The sequence below is a fragment of the Lichenibacterium minor genome (genome assembly GCF_004137685.1).
Taxonomy (GTDB): domain Bacteria; phylum Pseudomonadota; class Alphaproteobacteria; order Rhizobiales; family Beijerinckiaceae; genus Lichenihabitans; species Lichenihabitans minor.
The window spans coordinates 20,854-36,514 of the sequence record NZ_QYBB01000039.1; the positions used below are offsets into that span (position 1 = coordinate 20,854).

A 15,661-nucleotide genomic window follows, 5' to 3' on the forward strand; every position below is an offset into this window, starting at 1 on the left:
CCGTGTCGGTTCAACAGGCGGCGAGCCGCAGGGCGCCGAGCGCCGCCGCGACAGCCCATTGCGTCGGCTCGACCACGGGACGGCCGACGGCGTCCTCGACGGCGCGGCGATGCCCCGCCATTCCGGCGCAGCCGAGGACGATCACGTCGGCGCCGCGCTCGGCCGCGAGGCGGCGGCCGGCCTCGACCAGGCGCCCCCGGACGGCGTCGCCCGCCGTGTCCTCGGCCGAGGCGTCGACCGGCCAGGAGCCGGAATAGCGGGCGCCGAGGCCCATCTGCCGGACGTATCGCGCCTGGCGCTTCACCGAGGCCGGCGACAGCGCCACGATGCCGAAGCTTTCGCCAAGCGTCAGCGCGCGCAGCAGCCCCCATTCGGCGATGCCCATCACCGGGCGGCCTCCCGCCGCTTCGCGCACCGCGTGGAGGCCGGGGTCGCTGAAGCAGGCCAGCACGAAGGCGTCGGACGGGTCGCGGGCGACGAGGTCGCAGAGCGGCAGGACGACGGAATCGGCGTCCCGCTGCGTGGCGATGCCGGGCGGGCCCGAGCGCAGGCGGTCGACCGCGATCTCCGGCCCGCCCGCGATCCTGAGCGGCGCCACCGCGGCCTCGATGGCGGCCGTGACGGGCTCCGAGCTGTTGGGGTTGACGACGAGGATGCGACCGGAGACGCCCATCGTCACGCGCTCCTCACCGTCCGCCATCGATGACCGCCTCGGCGACGCCACTGCTCGCGGGGAGGTTCCATTTCCGCAGGAGGGCCGCGTAGGTGCCGTCGGCGATGGTGCCCTGCAACGCGGCCCGGAGCTGGCCCTGCAGGTCCTTGTCGGTCTTGTCCACGCCGATGCCCATCACCAATACGTCGAAGGGCTGGCCCACGGCCGCGTAGGTGCCGGGTTCCCGTGCCGCCACGTAGGGGATGGTCAGGCTGTCCTGCACCATGGCGTCGGCGCGGCCCTGCTTGAGCTGCGAACGGGCGTCGATGTTGTTGTCGGCGCCGAGGAACTCGATCGCCGGCTTGCCGGACGCTTCGCAATGCGCCTTGCTCCAGTCCGCGACCTGTCCGGGCAGGCTGGTGCTGCGGCTGCCGGCCACCCTGCGCCCGCAGAGCGAGGCTTCGCTCGGGTAAGTCGCGGCATCGGCGGCCCGCACCACGAACTGAGAGCCGGAGCTGAGGTAGTCGACGAAGCTGATCAGCTCGCGGCGTGGCGCCGTGTCGTTCATGCCGTTGAGAAACAGGGCGATGCGGCCGGTCTGCACGGAGGCGACCAACTGGGCGAAGGCCGTCTCCTCGAGGTCGAAGTTCGTGCCCATGCGCTTCGCCAGGGCCTGGCCCAGTTCGATGTCGAAGCCGGTCAGCGTGCCCGTCGCCGGGTCGCGCATGTCGAGGGGCGGGTAGCTCGGATAGACGCCGACCGGGATGGAAGGCGGGAGCGTCGCCGCCGAAACCCCGAAGGCGCCGGCCCCGAGGCATGCGCAAGCCCCGAGCCGCCCGAGGAGCCCGGCGACCGGGAGAAGGACCGTCTTCATCGACGTCCGGCTCCCTCGAACTCGGCGAAGCGACCCGCGATCGCCTCCCCGGTAGTGATCCAAACGTCGCCGCAGGCCTGCGTGTAGCGCAGGAACTCGCGCAGGAGGCGCATCCGCATCGGCCGGCCGCTGCATTGCGGGTGCAGGACGGTGGTCACCATGGCCCCCCAGTCGCGGATCTCGTCCAGCTCGTCGGTCCAGATCGACAGCACCTCCTCCTTCGACAGGATGGGGCGGGGGCTGACGCGGGTCGAAAGCCCGAGGACCCAGTCGTCGTAGCAGGCCGTCGTCGGCAGCTCGATCGTGCCGGCCGAGCCGTCGCGGAGCACGTGCCGGTAGGGCCGCACGTCGTCGCGGAACGAGCTCGTGTAAAGGAAGCCGCGGCGGACCAGCAGGGCGCGCAGCTCCTCACAGAACTCGCCCGAGGGCGCGCGGTAGCCCTTCGGCACCACGCCGAGGCGACGCTTCAGCGCCTCGAGGCCGCGCTCGACCTCCTCGACGATGAAGGGGCTGCCCGGGTCGGGCAGGAGGTGGTGATAGCCGTGGTGGCCGATCTCGTGCCCCGCCTTCACGATGCTTTCCGCCATCGCCGGATAGGCGTCGACGGCCCATCCCGTGATGAAGAAGGTGGCCTTGAGGCCGAGCTGGTCGAGGAGCTCGAGGAGCTTCGGCGTGCCGACGCGGGCCTCGTAGCCGCCGTAGCTCATCGTCACGAGGCGATCGGCGTGCGCGGGGTTGCCGCCCGTCCAGGCGCTTTCGGCGTCGACGTCGAAGCTGAGGAACATGGCCGCGCGGTGGGGCTGCGGCCACGGGAACTCCGGCGCCGGCGCGGCCGCGCTGGCCGGCCGGATCGGGATGGCGTCGACCGCGGCGCGGCGCGCCTCGACGTCACCGCCCTGCATCGACCGTCGCCTTCTCCACGCCGTCGGAGGACAGCTGCCACTTGTCGAGCAGCGCCTTGTAGCTGCCGTCGGCGATCAGGGCGTCGAGCGCGGCCACAAGGGCGTCCCGCACCGCCACGTCGGTCTTGGCGACCGCGATGCCGGTGTACTGCGTGCCGAAGGCGGCGCCCACGGGCGCATAGGCCTTGGGCTCCTGGCCCATGACGTAGGGGAGCGTTTCGCTGCCCTGCACGGCGGCATCGATGCGCCCCTGCTTCAACTGCGTGCGCGCGTCGCCCGAGCCTTCGGTGCCCACCACCGTGACGGGCTTGTCGCCGCAATGGGACGAGCTCCATGCCGCGATCTCGGACGGGAAGGACGTGCGGCGGCTCGTGCCGACCGTATGTCCGCAGAGCGCCGCCATGTCCTTGAACTCGCCCGCCCGGGACTGCTGGACGAAAAACTGCGGACCGGAGCGCAGGTAATCGACGAAGCTCGACGCCTCGTGGCGGGAAGCGAGGTCGCTCATGCCCGAGATGATGGCGTCGACCCGGCCCGTCTGCAGCGCCGGCAGCATGGCCTCGAAGCCCGACTCCTGCCACTCCAGCTTGACGCCGAGCTTGGCGGCCAGGGCCTCCGCGAGCCCGACGTCGAAGCCCGTCAGGGCGTTGGTGGCGGGGTCGCGGAACTCCAGCGGCGGATAGTTCGGCGTCACGGCGACCTTGAGCGTGCCGCTCGCCTTCAGCGCCGGCGGCAGGTCCGGCGCCGCGACGGCGAGCCCCGGCGGCAGGCAGAGGAGGGCGGCGGCGAGGAGGGGCTTCATGCGCGTTCCTTGGCGGGCGAGGAGATGACGGCGGACAGGAAGGCGCGCGTGCGCGCCTCCCGCGGGCTTCCCAATACCTGGGCGGGCGGCCCGGCCTCGACGATGGCGCCGGCATCCATGTAGATGACCTGGTCGGCGACCTCGCGGGCGAAACCGAGTTCGTGCGTCACCACCATCATGGTCATGCCGCTGCGCGCCAGCTCCCTCATCACGGCCAGGACCTCGCCGACGAGCTCGGGGTCCAGGGCCGAGGTGGGCTCGTCGAAGAGCATCAGCTTGGGCTTCATCGCGAGGGCCCGGGCGATGGCGACGCGCTGTTGCTGGCCGCCCGACAGCTGCGCCGGGTAGTTGCCCGCCTTGTCGGCGAGGCCGACCCGCGCGAGGAGCTCCAGCGCCTCGGCCCGCGCCTCCGCGGGCCTGCGCCGCTGCACCTGCACGGGCCCCTCCATGACGTTCTGGAGGGCCGTCATGTGGGCGAAAAGGTTGAAGCGCTGGAACACCATGCCGGTGCTCATGCGCTGGCGGGCGACCTCCGCCTCGCTCAGCACGTGGAGCGTGTCGCCCTCGCGCCGCCGCCCCAGCAGCTCGCCGTCGACATAGATGGCGCCGCCGTCGACCGGCACGAGCTGGTTGACGGTGCGCAGCAGCGTGGTCTTGCCGGATCCGGAAGCGCCGATGAGGCACAGGACCTGACCTGGCGCCACGTCCAGCGACACGCCGCGCAGCGCCTTGAAGGGGCCGAAGGCGACCGCGACGTTGCGGATGGCGACGAGCGGCGGGGTCACCCGCGCCCCCGGGCGACGCCGCGGGCGAAGCGGCGCTCCAGCAGCATCTGCAACGGGGTGAGCACCGACACGACCGCGAGGTACCACAGCCCGGCGACGATCAGGAGCTCGATGACGCGGCTGTTGGCGTAGTAGATGTTCTCGGCGTTGTGCAGCACTTCCGGATATTGGATGACGCTCGCCAGCGAGGTGGTCTTGACCATGCCGATGAACTCGTTGCCGAGCGGTGGGATGATGACCCGCATGGCCTGGGGCAGGATGATGCGGCGCAGCGCTTGGAGGCGCCCCATGCCGATCGTCTGGGCGGCCTCGTACTGCCCCTGGTCGACCGACAGCAGGCCCGCCCGCACCACCTCGGACGTGTAGGCGCCCTGGTTGATGCCGAGCCCGAGGAGGGCGGCGAAGAATGGCGTCATGACGTCGACGGCCCGGGCCGACCAGACGCCGGGGATGCCGATCGTCGGGAACACGAGGGCGAGGTTGAACCACAGCAGCAGCTGGAGGATCACCGGCGTTCCACGGAACAGCCACGTGTAGCCGGCCGCGACGCCCCGCAGGACGGGGTTCGGCGTCAGCCGCATGATCGCCACGGCGACCCCGATCACGATGCCGAGCGCCATGGCGCAGACCGCCATCTCCACCGTGGCGACGATGCCGCTGACGATCACCGGCACGGTGAGGAACCTCCCCACGTAGTCCCATTCGATCTGCCCCTGCGCGAACGCGCGGACCAGCAGCGCCAAGGCCGCGACGATCAGGACCGCGGCCGCCCACCGCCCCCAATGGGTGCGCCGGGCGGTTTCCAGTTCGGACAGGTCGTCGAAACCGGCGGCGACGAGGCCTATGGTCCCATCGCTCATGGACGGGCGCCGTCGATCGTGACGGCGTCCACCGCGTTGCCGTCGAGCTTGTACGTGGCGAGGATCGCCCGGTAGGTGCCGTCCGCCATGAGGCCGCGCAGCGCGTCGGCCACGGCGTCGCGCAGGGCCGTCTCGTCCTTGCGGAAGGCGATCCCCTGGTACCCCGTCGCGAAGGGGTCGCCGAGCGTCCTGTAGACCCCCGGCTCGAGGCTCATCGCGTAGGGGATGGTTTCGCTGCCTTGGACGGCGGCGTCGATGCGGCCCTGCTTCAGCTGCCCGCGGGCGTCCACGGTGCTTTCTGCCGGCACGACCGTGATGGCGGGTCTGCCCGCCGCCTCGCAATTGGCCTTGCTCCAGGCGGAGATCTCGGCCGGGAAGGACGTCGAGCGGCTGGTCCCGACCTTCAGGCCGCAGACGTCGATGGGAGATCCGGCGGGGCTGGCGGCTGCGACATAGAATTGCGGGCCGGTCTTCAGGTAGTCGATGAAGTCCATCGTTTCTTCCCGAGCCGGCGTGTCGGTGAGGCCGCTGATCAGGAGGTCGGCGCGCCCGGTCTTCAGCGAGGGGATGAGCTGCTCGAAGGCGCTCTCGGACAACTCCACCTCGAGGCCGAGCCGCTTCGCCAACGCGGCGCCGAGCTCGACGTCGAGACCGGCCAGGCGCCCGGTCGCGGCGTCCTTGTATTCCATCGGGGCGTAGATGGCGTTGACGCTGGCGTGGAGCACGCCGGCCCGCCTGACGGCATCGGGGAGTTCGGCGGCACCGGCCGCAGAAGCGAGGCAACAGCCGAGGGCGGCGGCGAGGCGGGGCGGGATCATGGGCGTCCTCGGGGTCGGAGGTCGGGGTCAGATGCGGGTCGTGGGCACCGGCTCGACCACGCCCGCCCGTTCGGCGATCACGGTGTAGTGCTCCGGCCGCCGGTGGGCCGCGAAGTTGAACATCTTGTCCTTGCCCTGCCGGCACAGGTCGAGGTCGCAATCCGCCACCACGACCTCGTCGCCGAGCGTCTCGGCCTCGGCGACGACGAGGCCGTTGGGGTCCACGATGCAGGAACCGCCGATCAGGCCCGACCCGTCCTCGTCGCCGGCCTTGGCCACCGCCACCGCCCAGGTGGCGTTCATGTAGGCGTTGGCCTGGGCGACGAGCTTGGAATGGAAGGTGCGCAGCGCACCGTCCTCCGTCGCCCCGCCGTTCGGATCGTAAGCGGCGGAATTGTAGCCGACGAGGACGAGCTCGACGCCTTGCAGCCCCAGCACGCGCCACGCTTCCGGCCAGCGCCGGTCGTTGCAGATCATCATGCCCGTGACCGCGCCATGCCAGGCCGGCCCCGCCCGAAACGCCGGGAAACCGCCGTCGCCGTATTCGAAGTAGCGCTTCTCGAGCTGCTGGAAGCGTGCACCCTCCCGCGGCTCGACGGAGCCCGGCAGGTGGACCTTGCGATATCGGCCGAGGATCCGCCCGTCGGGCTCGACCGTGACGGCCGCGTTGAACCGCCGTCCTTCGGGGGTGAGCTCCGCGTAGCCGACGTGGAAGCCGATGCCGAGCGCCTTCGCCCGGTCGAACAGCGGCTGCACCTCGGGATTCGGCATGGCGCGCTCGAAGTGGGCGTCGAGCGCATCGCCAGCGATCAGCCAGCGCGGGAAGAAGGTCGTGAAGGCGAGCTCCGGGAAGACCGCCAGCGTGGCCCCGCGCGATGCGGCCTGCTCGAGCAGCGTCACCATGCGGGCCAAGGTCCCGGCCCGGCTGTCCGCCTTCTGGGTGGGACCCATCTGGGCGGCGGCGATCCTGATGACGCGGCTCATCGTGCGGGCCTTCCAGCAGCGGCTCCCGGTTCGGCCCGGGAGCGACGACGCGCATGAAACTTGCATAGCTGGAGGGACATGCCAATCCGTCGCGCTATGATGAGATGCCGATCGCTATTCATCGGATGAATGGATGACCCTCAGGCAACTCGAAATCCTGCGGGCGCTCATCCGTTGTTCCACGACGGTCGCGGCCGCCCGGGACCTCGGCATGTCGCAGCCGGCCGTGAGCAACGCCTTGAAGGCGATGGAGGCGCAAGCCGGGTTCGCGCTGTTCGAGCGCACCAACAACAGGCTCTTCCCCACCGTCGAGGCGATGGAGATCCATGCCGAGTCGGAAACCATCTTCGCCCTGCACGGTCGGCTCGCGGCGAGGATGCGCGACCTCCGGGACGGCCGCTCGGGGCACCTCCGCCTCGTGTCCACTCCCCCGCTCGGCTACAGCGTCGTCCCCCCGGCCTTGAGCCGCTTCGTGGCCGCGCGACCTCGGGTGCAGGTGTTCTTCGACGTGCGCCGCTACGAAGGCGTCATCGAAAGCGTCGCGAGCGGGATCGCGGAACTGGGGTTCGCCCTCGGTTTCGACCACCACCCGGGCATCGCGTCGAAGGTGGTGGGGCGCGGCGAGATGGTCTGCGTGATGCCGCCCGACCATGCGCTGGCGGCGCTGGCGGTCGTGTCGCCGCGGGACCTCGCCGCTCATCCCTTCGTGGCGCTGGAACGCGGGACGCGCCTCGGCGAGGCGGTGAGGGGGAGCTTCGAGGCGACCGGCACGCCGTTCCGTTCGACGATCGAAGTCCGTTACTGCAACACCGCCTGCGTGCTGGCGGGCGCGGGGGCTGGGGCCGCCGTGGTGGATCCCTTCTCCCCCCACCAGGGAGGCAGCCACCGGCTGGCGATCCGCCCCTTCCGGCCCGAAACGCCGGCCGTGTCCCACGTGCTCTGGTCGGAAGCGCGTCCACTGTCGCGCCTGGCCCAGACGTTCCTCGCGGAGATCCACGCAGCCACCAGGACGGTCTCCGAGGTGACCTCGGCGGTCCGGCGTGGGAGCTGACGCGCTGGGCGGGTCCCCGAGTGGCGCCGCGACGCAAGCCTGCTTGCCGCGGCTCCATCGTCGTCCCGGCTCGGCCCATGATAGCGGCGGCCGACCGTCTCCACCGCTGCCCAGCGCGGACGCGCGCCGCCGCTCGTGCGGCGCGACGGAGGTGCGTCGGCCTGTCCGTCGCCCGCTACGACGCCGTAGCCCCCGCCGAACCCCGTCGAGATACGGCATCGCCCCCACCGGAAAGGTTTACTGACCGAGCCCTGCGAGGGTGGCATGGAGCCTGCAGCGAAGCTTGCCGAGGCTCCGCGTTCGCCGGACACAGGAGCCCCACCATGCCGGACGAGGACGCTGCTTCCCAGGACGATGTCCGCGCCATCTATGGCGAGCCCGATCGCGCGCCGTCGCCAAACAGATGTCCCGCCTCGACGGGCACGCCAGGGCCTTCATCGGGCTGTCGCCCTTCCTGGTGATCGCTTCGGCGGACGAAGCGGGGCGGTGCGACGCCACCCCCCGGGGGGACGCGCCGGGTTTCGTGCGGGTCCTCGACGACCGCCGCCTCGCCCTGCCGGACCGGCTCGGCAACCGCCGGGTCGACACGATGCTGAACGTGGCCGCCAACCCCCAGGTCGGGCTGGTCCTCATGGTCCCGGGGATCGCCGAAACGCTTCGGGTGAACGGGCGTGCCCATCTGTGCCGCGACCCCGACATCCTCGCCGCCATGGCGGTGCGGGACCGCTGGCCGACGGCTGCGCTGCTGGTCGAGATCGAGGAAGTGTTCGTCCACTGCGGCAAGGCGATGATCCGGTCCGACCTGTGGAACCCCGAGAAGAGGGTGCCGCGCGACAGCTTCCCGACGCTCGGCCGCATCATGGCGGACCAGATGCCCGACCTGCTGGAGCCGGCGGCGGCCGACCGCTGGATCGCCGACGCCGACGTGACCCGCCTTTACTGACGCGGGCCCCGGCCGGGGCGATCGGGTCAGGACCCGAAGCCGTCCAGGAAGGCGTCGAGGCAGCCTCCGATGGCGTCGATGGCGTAGCCGCCCTCCTGCACCACGAGGGTCGGCAACCCCAAGGCCTTCAAACGCGCGCCGATGTCGGCGAAGTCGCGCTCGTCGAGCGTCAGCACGCCTATCGGGTCGTCGCGGTGGGCGTCGTAGCCGAGCGCTACCACGAGGACGTCGGCTCCGAACGCCGCCACCCGATCCGCCGCGGCGTCGAGCGCGGCCCGCATCGCTTCCCCGCCGGACCCGTGGGGCAAGGGCAGGTTGAGGTTGTATCCGTCCCCTTCGCCGTGCCCCGTCTCGGACGCGTAGCCGGTGAAGAAGGGGTAATAGTCGGTCGGGTCGGCGTGGATCGACACGGTCAGCACGTCGGGCCGGCCGTAGAAGATCTGCTGCGTGCCGTCCCCGTGATGGGCGTCGACGTCGACGATCGCCACGCGGCCGAAGCGGCCCCGCAGGCGCTGCGCCGCGATCGCGGTGTTGTTCAGGTAGCAGAAGCCGGTGGCGCGGTCGGCCCGGGCGTGGTGGCCGGAGGGGCGGCACAGCGCGTAGACGGCTTGGCTGCCCTCCAGCACCGCATCCGCCGCCGTGGCGGCCGTCTCCGAGGACCGCAGGATCGAGCGCCAGCTGTCGGGTCCCATCGGGACCGACAGGTCGCCGAGGTACCAGCCGACTTGGCCGACGAGGCCTTCGGCCGGGCAGTCGGGGCGCGCCGCCGCTTCGGGCCGGCCGCTCCAGTAAGGAAAGGTGTTCGGCCATACCTCGGGGCCGTGGTCCGGGAGCCTCGTCCAGCGTTCCCACGCGGTTTCGAGGAAGCGGAGGTAGGCGGGCGTGTGGACGCCGAGCGCCGGCCCGATGCCCTGCGCGGCCGGCCGTTCCGGGGTGATGCCGTGGAGCTCGAGCGCGCCGAGCAGCTTCCCGGTGCGGACGGGCAGGTCCTTGACGGGGACGATCCGGCCGAAGCGCATGTACTGCTGCGGCGCGTGGACCGCCTGATCCGGGTGGTAGAAGGCGCGCATGCGGGTCGGTCTCCGGGGGGCTTGGCGGGGTTCGGGCTGGGGGCAGCGGCGCGTCGTCATGGTCCCGCGTCGCCGCCTGCCGGCGGCGTCCAGCGGCGCCCCGGGACGCTGTCGAGCAGGCTTCTCGTGCAGGGGTGCCGCGGGGCGCCGAACACGTCGGCGGTCGCGCCCTGCTCGACGATGGCGCCGTCCCGCATCACGGCGATGCGGTCGCAGATCTCGGCGGCGACGCGCAGGTCGTGGGTGATGAACGGCATCGTGAGCCCGGGCCGCTGCCGGATGTCGGACAGCAGTTCCAGCACCTGGGCCTGCACCGAAACGTCGAGCGCCGACACGGGCTCGTCGGCGATCAACAGTTCGGGGTCGAGCGCCAGCGCGCGGGCGAGGCCGATGCGCTGGCGCTGGCCGCCGGAAACCTCGTGCGGGTAGCGGTCGGCGGCGCCCGGGTCGAGCTTCACCAGCGCGAGCAGCTCGCGCGCCCGTTCCAGCGCCGCGGCGCGGGGCAGGCCGTGGGTGACCGGGCCTTCCGCGATGGCATCGCCCACCGTGCGGCGCGGGTTCAGCGACGCGGAGGGGTCCTGGACCATCATGGCGCGGCGCCGTCCCTGATGTGGCTGAGCACCGCGCGGGCGCGGGGCGACACCTCCGTGGCGAACGCCATGACCGAGAACACGACGTCCTCCGCCGTGAAGGGCCGGCCGTCGTGCCACCTGATGCCGTCCCGAAGGTGGAACGTGTAGGTCAGCTTGTCGTCGCCGACGTCCCAGGACCTGGCGAGGTAGGGCAGCGGCTCCAGCTTCGGCGTGAACGCGAGGAGGCCCTGGAAGACCTTGGCGGCGGCCATGAGGGTGGGCGCCTGGTTGTTGACGCCCGGCACGAGGATCGGCGGCTCGGGCGTGAGCATGGTCTACAGGATGCCGCCGCGCTTCGGCGCGGCGCCCTGGGCCAGGGCATCCCGGGTGCTCAGGAGCACGGGGCCGAGGGCGGCGGCGGCCAGGAGGTCGCGGCGGGTCAGCGGCATGGGCGATCTCCCGGACGGCGGCACGGCGAAGGACCGGCCGTGCCCGGCCGCGATCCGGGATCCTCGGCAGCCGTCCCCCGCCCCTTCTCGGCACAGTTTGAAGCGCAGGGCAGAGGTGCAGGTCAAACGAATTCTGCTGAAACACCGCGTCCTGCCAAGACGAACCATGAAGTCGTTCGCTTTTTTGGCGATTGCTCAATTGCTGATCTTCGGGCTGATCAATGAAGCACCACCCTTCGGCTTGACGGCCGGGTGGGACATGGGGTCCAAAAGGCGCGCCCTGCGGTGGGGGACCTGGACGGTGCCCCGAAGACCTGGATCGGATCGCCCCATGACCCTTCTGCCCAACTCCGCCCAGGCCCGCGACGTCGCCTACCTGCTCCATCCCGCCACCAACGCCCGCAAGCACGAGCGGACCGGCCCGATCGTGATGGCGCGGGGCGAAGGCATCCACGTCTACGACGACGCCGGGAACCGGTACGTCGAAGCCATGGCGGGGCTTTGGAGCGTGGCGGTCGGCTTCGGCGAGCCGCGCCTCGTCGACGCGGCGGCCCGCCAGATGGGGCGGCTGCCTTACTACCATTCCTTCTCGGGCAAGTCGTCCGAACCCACCATCGACCTCGCCGAGCGGCTCGTGAAGATGTCGCCCGTGGGGCTGGACCGCGTGTTCTTCACCAATTCCGGATCGGAAGCCAACGACACGGTCGTCAAGCTGGTCTGGTTCTACAACAACGCCATCGGCCGGCCGGAGAAGAAGAAGTTCATCGCGCGCCAGAACGGCTATCACGGCATCACGATCGCTTCGGGCAGCCTCACCGGGCTCCCGACGAACCACCGGGGCTTCGACCTGCCGCTGCCGCAGATGAAACACGTGTCCTGCCCGCACCACTACCGCTACGCTCACGAGGGCGAAGGCGAGGAAGCCTTCGCCGACCGGCTCGCCGCCGAGTTGGAAGCCAGGATCCTGGAGGAGGGTCCCGAAACCGTGGCGGCCTTCATCGGCGAGCCCTTGATCGGCGCCGGCGGGGTCCTGCCGCCACCCGCCACCTATTGGGAGAAGGTGCAGGCCGTGTGCCGGCGCCACGACGTGCTCGTGGTGGCCGACGAGGTGATCAACGGCTTCGGCCGGCTGGGCACGATGTTCGCCTGCGACCATTACGGGATCCGGCCCGACGTCCTCGTGGTGTCGAAGCAGCTCACCTCCTCCTACATGCCGATCGCCGCCGTGCTGTTCTCGGACGCCATCTATCAGGGCGTCGCGGACGGTTCCGACAGGCTCGGCACCTTCGGCCACGGCTTCACGGCGAGCGGCCACCCCGTCGCCGCGGCGGTCGCGATGGAGAACCTCGACATCATCGAGGAGCGCGGCCTTGTGGCCAACGCGGCCGCCATGGGAGAGCATCTGCGGGCACGGCTCGCCCCCTTCGCCGACCATCCGCTGGTCGGCGAAGTGCGCGGGGCGGGGCTCATCGCCGCGGTGGAACTCGTGGCCGACAGGGCCACCAAGGCGAAGTTCGATCCGGTGGGGGCCGTCGGCGCCTGGTTCTATGCCCGGGCGCACGACCACGGGCTCATCATCCGTGCGGTGGGCGACTCGATCTGTTTCTGCCCGCCCCTGATCGTGACGGCGGCGGACATCGACGACATCGTGGACCGGTTCGCCGCCGTGCTGGAGGAGACGGCGGCCTGGGTGGCGGCCGGCAGGCCCTGAAGGCTCCGGAGTGCCGCAAGATTCGGGTTCACGAGGTTCCGTGGCCCGGCTCGACGGTCGTCCCCCACACTGAACGGGTGCAGCGTCTCCGTCTGCTGCGGAAACCTCATCGGTGGTGCTGGACGACCTGGTCGGGTCGAGGGCGGCCGGTTTGGGGGAACGGCACCGACGGGTCTGAACCGGCGAACGCCCCGAAGCCGACAGACGGCAGGCCGTCGCACAGGATGACGGCGCAGATCGGGGCGTCGGCACCGATGGTGCCACCCCCGGTTGGAAGCGGTGGCGGCGGCGACCGCCAGGATCGCCCCAGCACCGCACCGCCACGGTCCACGCCGTCGTCCGCGTCCGCACCAAGCCCGCAGACTTCTCCCGCATCTCGCCGACGGCGGCCAGGTCCTGTTCGATGCCGTCGATCCTCGGGCCTGTCGATCGCAGCAGGCGTTCGCCCGGTTCCGTCGTCGCGACGCTCCGGGTCGTTCGCGCCAACGGCCGGAGGCCGAGACGGTCCTCGCGACCACGGACGGTCTGGCTCGGGGCGGATTGCGACACGCCGAGCTTGGCTGCCGCGCGCGTGAAGCTCCGCTCCCGCGCCACGGCCAGGAAGGCCGCGAGATCGTTCAGGTTCGCGTCGCTCATCGATCAGCGGCTCTGATGGCGTCATGCGCGATTCGGCTTGCCATGCCAAAGGCGGAAAGCGCTATCGTCCTCGGCAGTGGAGCGGCGACACGCCGACAGGGAGATGACCATGGACATCAAGCGAAGCGGCTCGCAGCCGTCCGGCAAGGGCCCGGCGGAGTGGTTCACCGGCACGGTCCGCATCGATCCGTTGAACAGCCCGCCCGAGCCGGCCCGCGTGGCCATGGCGCTCGTCACCTTCGAGCCGGGCGCCCGCACGGCATGGCACACGCATCCGCTCGGTCAGACCCTGATCGTGACATCCGGTTTCGGTAGGGTCCAGCGCGAAGGCGGCCCGGTCGAGGAGATCCGCCCGGGGGACGTCGTCTGGTTCGAACCCGGCGAAAAGCACTGGCACGGCGCTTCCGCCGCAACGGCGATGAGTCACATCGCCGTCCAGGAGAAGTCCAACGGCTCGCCCGTCGACTGGATGGAGCACGTCACCGACGAGCAGTACGGGTGTATGGTCCCGAAATGAGGCGGCGCAGTTGATTTTAACACGTTTGGGTTGAATTTTCAGGCGCTGCAGATCGCTTGATACGGCATTTTCCATTTCAGCGCTTTGAGGTGTCTGGCGAGGTCGTAAGCCGCGATGAAGGCCGGGACATACGCACGCAGCAAGTGAGCAGTGTCGTAGTGGAGCGTCTTGGCCGTTGCCTCCTTGACAGTGCGGTTCATGCAGTCGGCCTGACCGTCGGTCCAAGGATGATATGGCTTGGGGAGCCTATGTTCGATGCCATTCTCATCACACACGCGATCGAACGGACGCTGCATCATGTCGTATTTGGTCGAAGCGTCCCTGGTGAAAGCTACGCCGTTGTCGGCCGGCACCCTGCGGATCTGATACGGAAAGGCCTTCACGACGCCGCGGAGAAACGCTGAGCCTTCCGCTCTGCTAGGACTGTTGGAGAACTCCACGTAGACGAACTTGGAAACGCGATCGATGGCGAGAAACATATGAAGCTTCCCTTCGGCCGATCGTAGCTCACATCTGTCGATAGGGACAAAACCGATCTCGGTGTTCTCGAACGTCCTGGGTTTCGAGCTGCTCGTCGGGTCTTTGGGAATTCGAGAGATGCCGTTGCGGACGAGACAACGGGGAGCGCGCTTCGGGTCAGCTTGGGGATGCTGTCCTTCGGGCAGCCCAGCATATCGTCGTGAGGCAACAGCCCACGCTCGCGGAACGCGACCACGATGGCCTCCTCAGCGTCGTGGAGCGTGGCTTTGCCGGTCCCATCGCGGCATCGGCCGGGGTGGTGCGGTTGCGCCACTTCAGGACAGTCTTGGGGTCGAGGCCGTACTGGTGGGCAAGGGTGCGGGACGACGCTTGCGCTTCTTGGAGGCTCGGCTCGAACGCGCGGCGTCGTTCGGACGCTGCCGTGGAGCACGGTCACGCGTCGGCGAAGCGGCCGACCGGAACGCCCTGCCCCGGCACGCGCGCCGAGAAGATCCCGCCCAGCGCCGGCCACCGCTCCAGCGTCTCGGGGTCGCGGCCTTCGCGCAATGAGGTCACGTAGAGCCTGTCCCCCGCGAAACACGGCATCGTCGGGGCCGGAACCGGAAAAGGATGGCGCTCGAGGAGCGCACCCGCCGTCGAAAAGCGATTCAGCACCCCCGCCGACACGCCCGCGCTCCAATAGGTCCCTTCGCGGTCGAAGGCTCCGCCGTCCGGCCGCCCCTCCGCGTCGGTGAGAGTCGCGAGCCGGCGGCGCCCGCCGAGGCGGCCCGATGCGGCGTCGAAGGCGTAGGCGTCGATCGTCCGGGCGCGGCTGTCGGAATGGACCATCGTGGCGCCGTCAGCCGTCCAGGCGAGGCCGTTCGACACCGTGAAACCCTCCGCCTTGCGCTCGACGACGCCGTCCGGCGTCACGCGGTACAGACTGCCGGTGGGGTGCTTGTCAGGGCGGTCGTCCATGCCGCCAACCCAGAAGCACCCGTCCGGCCCGACCTTGCCGTCGTTCAAGCGGTTGCTTTCCGGTTCCGGCACGTCGGCGAGCGGCACGACGAGCCCGTCGTGCCGCGAAAACAGAACCACGCTGCGCCGCAGCGCCACCACGAGCCGCCCGGAACGGCACAGGCCGAAGCTGCCGACGCTTTCGCCGAAGGACCAGCTCCGCCACGCGCCGTCGCCTGGGCGCCATTCGTGGATGACGCCGTTCGGGATGTCGCAGAACAGCAGCGCCGCCGCGTCCGCGTCCCACACGGGGCTTTCGCCCACGGTGCAGCGCGCGTCGAGGGCGAGGCGGAAGCGGAGGGGGCCGCTCACGACGCGACGCCGGTGCTGGCGCGCTCGACCAGCGCCGGGCCGAACACTAGCCGCTGCGGTGCCCCGCCGGCAATCCGTGCGAGAAGAATCTGGGCCGCGGCGAGGCCGATCTCGCAGCGCGGCGGCCGAAGGCTCGTCAGCGCGGGCGCGACGCAGCCGGCGGCCTCGTTGTCGCCGAAGCCGATCACCCGGACCTCGTCCGGCACGCAGCGCCCGAGCGCCTTGAGTTCGCGCAGTGCACCGAACG

16 protein-coding genes and 3 pseudogenes are annotated in these 15,661 nt (G+C 70.6%); 4 read left to right on the plus strand and 15 right to left on the minus strand.

All coding sequences use genetic code 11. The features are described from left to right. Nucleotides 1-10: 10 nt before the first annotated feature. Genes D3273_RS22050 through D3273_RS22085 form a run of 8 tightly spaced genes read right to left on the minus strand, consistent with a single transcriptional unit; the run spans nucleotide 11 to nucleotide 6,677 of the window. Nucleotides 11-673 carry an aspartate/glutamate racemase family protein gene (locus D3273_RS22050; protein ID WP_129229057.1) on the minus strand — a complete coding sequence of 221 codons (663 nt, stop codon included), beginning with the start codon at nucleotides 671-673 and terminating at the stop codon, nucleotides 11-13. Nucleotides 674-686: 13 nt separating this feature from the next. After that, nucleotides 687-1,526, minus strand: coding sequence for an ABC transporter substrate-binding protein (locus D3273_RS22055; RefSeq protein ID WP_165359609.1), 840 nt, complete (start codon nucleotides 1,524-1,526; stop codon nucleotides 687-689). Beyond that, nucleotides 1,523-2,428 (minus strand): polysaccharide deacetylase family protein, encoded by a 906-nt coding sequence (locus tag D3273_RS22060; RefSeq protein WP_129229059.1) that lies wholly within the window; start codon nucleotides 2,426-2,428, stop codon nucleotides 1,523-1,525. Before D3273_RS22060 ends, D3273_RS22055 begins: the two co-directional genes overlap by 4 nt. Then, entirely contained in the window at nucleotides 2,415-3,230 is an 816-nt protein-coding gene (locus tag D3273_RS22065) for an ABC transporter substrate-binding protein (RefSeq protein ID WP_129229060.1), read from the minus strand. The genes D3273_RS22060 and D3273_RS22065 overlap by 14 nt, the downstream gene beginning before the upstream one ends. Then, the gene (locus tag D3273_RS22070; RefSeq protein ID WP_129229061.1) at nucleotides 3,227-4,015 is read right to left on the minus strand and encodes an amino acid ABC transporter ATP-binding protein; all 789 of its coding nucleotides are present in this window, start codon (nucleotides 4,013-4,015) and stop codon (nucleotides 3,227-3,229) included. Before D3273_RS22070 ends, D3273_RS22065 begins: the two co-directional genes overlap by 4 nt. After that, nucleotides 4,012-4,875 carry an amino acid ABC transporter permease gene (locus D3273_RS22075; RefSeq protein WP_129229062.1) on the minus strand — a complete coding sequence of 288 codons (864 nt, stop codon included), beginning with the start codon at nucleotides 4,873-4,875 and terminating at the stop codon, nucleotides 4,012-4,014. The genes D3273_RS22070 and D3273_RS22075 overlap by 4 nt, the downstream gene beginning before the upstream one ends. Next, a complete protein-coding gene (locus D3273_RS22080; protein WP_129229063.1) occupies nucleotides 4,872-5,693 on the minus strand; it encodes an ABC transporter substrate-binding protein in 822 nt (273 codons plus the stop codon). The genes D3273_RS22075 and D3273_RS22080 overlap by 4 nt, the downstream gene beginning before the upstream one ends. 27 nt (nucleotides 5,694-5,720) lie before the next feature. Beyond that, nucleotides 5,721-6,677 (minus strand): N-carbamoyl-D-amino-acid hydrolase, encoded by a 957-nt coding sequence (locus D3273_RS22085; protein ID WP_129229064.1) that lies wholly within the window; start codon nucleotides 6,675-6,677, stop codon nucleotides 5,721-5,723. Nucleotides 6,678-6,810: 133 nt separating this feature from the next. Here D3273_RS22085 and D3273_RS22090 point away from each other — a divergent pair, with 133 nt between their 5' ends. Both D3273_RS22090 and D3273_RS22095 read left to right on the plus strand, forming a co-directional pair. Further along, nucleotides 6,811-7,728 (plus strand): LysR family transcriptional regulator, encoded by a 918-nt coding sequence (locus tag D3273_RS22090; RefSeq protein WP_129229065.1) that lies wholly within the window; start codon nucleotides 6,811-6,813, stop codon nucleotides 7,726-7,728. 403 nt (nucleotides 7,729-8,131) lie between these two features. Beyond that, nucleotides 8,132-8,671 carry an MSMEG_1061 family FMN-dependent PPOX-type flavoprotein gene (locus D3273_RS22095; protein ID WP_129229066.1) on the plus strand — a complete coding sequence of 180 codons (540 nt, stop codon included), beginning with the start codon at nucleotides 8,132-8,134 and terminating at the stop codon, nucleotides 8,669-8,671. 26 nt (nucleotides 8,672-8,697) lie between these two features. Here D3273_RS22095 and D3273_RS22100 read toward each other — a convergent pair whose 3' ends face one another. The 3 genes and pseudogenes from D3273_RS22100 to D3273_RS28865 form a co-directional block, all read right to left on the minus strand. Continuing rightward, a complete protein-coding gene (locus D3273_RS22100; protein WP_129229067.1) occupies nucleotides 8,698-9,741 on the minus strand; it encodes a histone deacetylase family protein in 1,044 nt (347 codons plus the stop codon). A 56-nt stretch (nucleotides 9,742-9,797) separates the two neighbouring features. Beyond that, a pseudogene (locus tag D3273_RS28860) lies at nucleotides 9,798-10,340 on the minus strand (ATP-binding cassette domain-containing protein); the annotation flags it as partial. After that, the gene (locus D3273_RS28865) at nucleotides 10,328-10,645 is read right to left on the minus strand and encodes an ABC transporter substrate-binding protein (protein ID WP_207210868.1); all 318 of its coding nucleotides are present in this window, start codon (nucleotides 10,643-10,645) and stop codon (nucleotides 10,328-10,330) included. The pseudogene D3273_RS28860 and the gene D3273_RS28865, both read right to left, overlap by 13 nt. Before the next feature lie 448 nt (nucleotides 10,646-11,093). On the opposite strand from D3273_RS28865, the gene D3273_RS22110 reads away from it, so the two are divergent. After that, complete coding sequence (locus D3273_RS22110; RefSeq protein ID WP_129229068.1) at nucleotides 11,094-12,473, plus strand: aspartate aminotransferase family protein; 1,380 nt, start codon at nucleotides 11,094-11,096, stop codon at nucleotides 12,471-12,473. A 453-nt stretch (nucleotides 12,474-12,926) separates the two neighbouring features. Here the strand turns inward: D3273_RS22110 and D3273_RS30015 are convergent. Further along, nucleotides 12,927-13,109: pseudogene (locus D3273_RS30015) on the minus strand (helix-turn-helix domain-containing protein); the annotation flags it as partial. A 109-nt stretch (nucleotides 13,110-13,218) separates the two neighbouring features. Here D3273_RS30015 and D3273_RS22120 point away from each other — a divergent pair. Beyond that, nucleotides 13,219-13,626, plus strand: coding sequence for a (R)-mandelonitrile lyase (locus D3273_RS22120; RefSeq protein ID WP_129229072.1), 408 nt, complete (start codon nucleotides 13,219-13,221; stop codon nucleotides 13,624-13,626). On the opposite strand, the pseudogene D3273_RS29365 reads toward D3273_RS22120, so the two are convergent. From D3273_RS29365 to D3273_RS22135, 3 genes and pseudogenes are all read right to left on the minus strand, one after another. Further along, a pseudogene (locus D3273_RS29365) lies at nucleotides 13,589-14,542 on the minus strand (transposase family protein). The gene D3273_RS22120 and the pseudogene D3273_RS29365 sit on opposite strands and share 38 nt — an antisense overlap. Continuing rightward, on the minus strand, nucleotides 14,539-15,414 hold the full coding sequence (locus D3273_RS22130; protein ID WP_129229070.1) for an SMP-30/gluconolactonase/LRE family protein: 876 nt from the start codon (nucleotides 15,412-15,414) through the stop codon (nucleotides 14,539-14,541). Before D3273_RS22130 ends, D3273_RS29365 begins: the two are co-directional and overlap by 4 nt. After that, the coding region (locus D3273_RS22135) for a substrate-binding domain-containing protein (protein WP_165359610.1) at nucleotides 15,411-15,661 on the minus strand (251 nt) is incomplete at its 5' end. The genes D3273_RS22135 and D3273_RS22130, both read right to left, overlap by 4 nt.

Bases quoted from the DNA above. Each gene is read 5' to 3' on its own strand.
- D3273_RS22050 (WP_129229057.1), bottom strand. From the start codon at position 673: ATGGGCGTCTCCGGTCGCATCCTCGTCGTCAACCCCAACAGCTCGGAG.
- D3273_RS22055 (WP_165359609.1), bottom strand. From the start codon at position 1,526: ATGAAGACGGTCCTTCTCCCGGTCGCCGGGCTCCTCGGGCGGCTCGGG.
- D3273_RS22060 (WP_129229059.1), bottom strand. From the start codon at position 2,428: ATGCAGGGCGGTGACGTCGAGGCGCGCCGCGCCGCGGTCGACGCCATC.
- D3273_RS22065 (WP_129229060.1), bottom strand. From the start codon at position 3,230: ATGAAGCCCCTCCTCGCCGCCGCCCTCCTCTGCCTGCCGCCGGGGCTC.
- D3273_RS22075 (WP_129229062.1), bottom strand. From the start codon at position 4,875: ATGAGCGATGGGACCATAGGCCTCGTCGCCGCCGGTTTCGACGACCTG.
- D3273_RS22080 (WP_129229063.1), bottom strand. From the start codon at position 5,693: ATGATCCCGCCCCGCCTCGCCGCCGCCCTCGGCTGTTGCCTCGCTTCT.
- D3273_RS22085 (WP_129229064.1), bottom strand. From the start codon at position 6,677: ATGAGCCGCGTCATCAGGATCGCCGCCGCCCAGATGGGTCCCACCCAG.
- D3273_RS22090 (WP_129229065.1), top strand. From the start codon at position 6,811: ATGACCCTCAGGCAACTCGAAATCCTGCGGGCGCTCATCCGTTGTTCC.
- D3273_RS22095 (WP_129229066.1), top strand. From the start codon at position 8,132: ATGTCCCGCCTCGACGGGCACGCCAGGGCCTTCATCGGGCTGTCGCCC.
- D3273_RS22100 (WP_129229067.1), bottom strand. From the start codon at position 9,741: ATGCGCGCCTTCTACCACCCGGATCAGGCGGTCCACGCGCCGCAGCAG.
- D3273_RS28865 (WP_207210868.1), bottom strand. From the start codon at position 10,645: ATGCTCACGCCCGAGCCGCCGATCCTCGTGCCGGGCGTCAACAACCAG.
- D3273_RS22110 (WP_129229068.1), top strand. From the start codon at position 11,094: ATGACCCTTCTGCCCAACTCCGCCCAGGCCCGCGACGTCGCCTACCTG.
- D3273_RS22120 (WP_129229072.1), top strand. From the start codon at position 13,219: ATGGACATCAAGCGAAGCGGCTCGCAGCCGTCCGGCAAGGGCCCGGCG.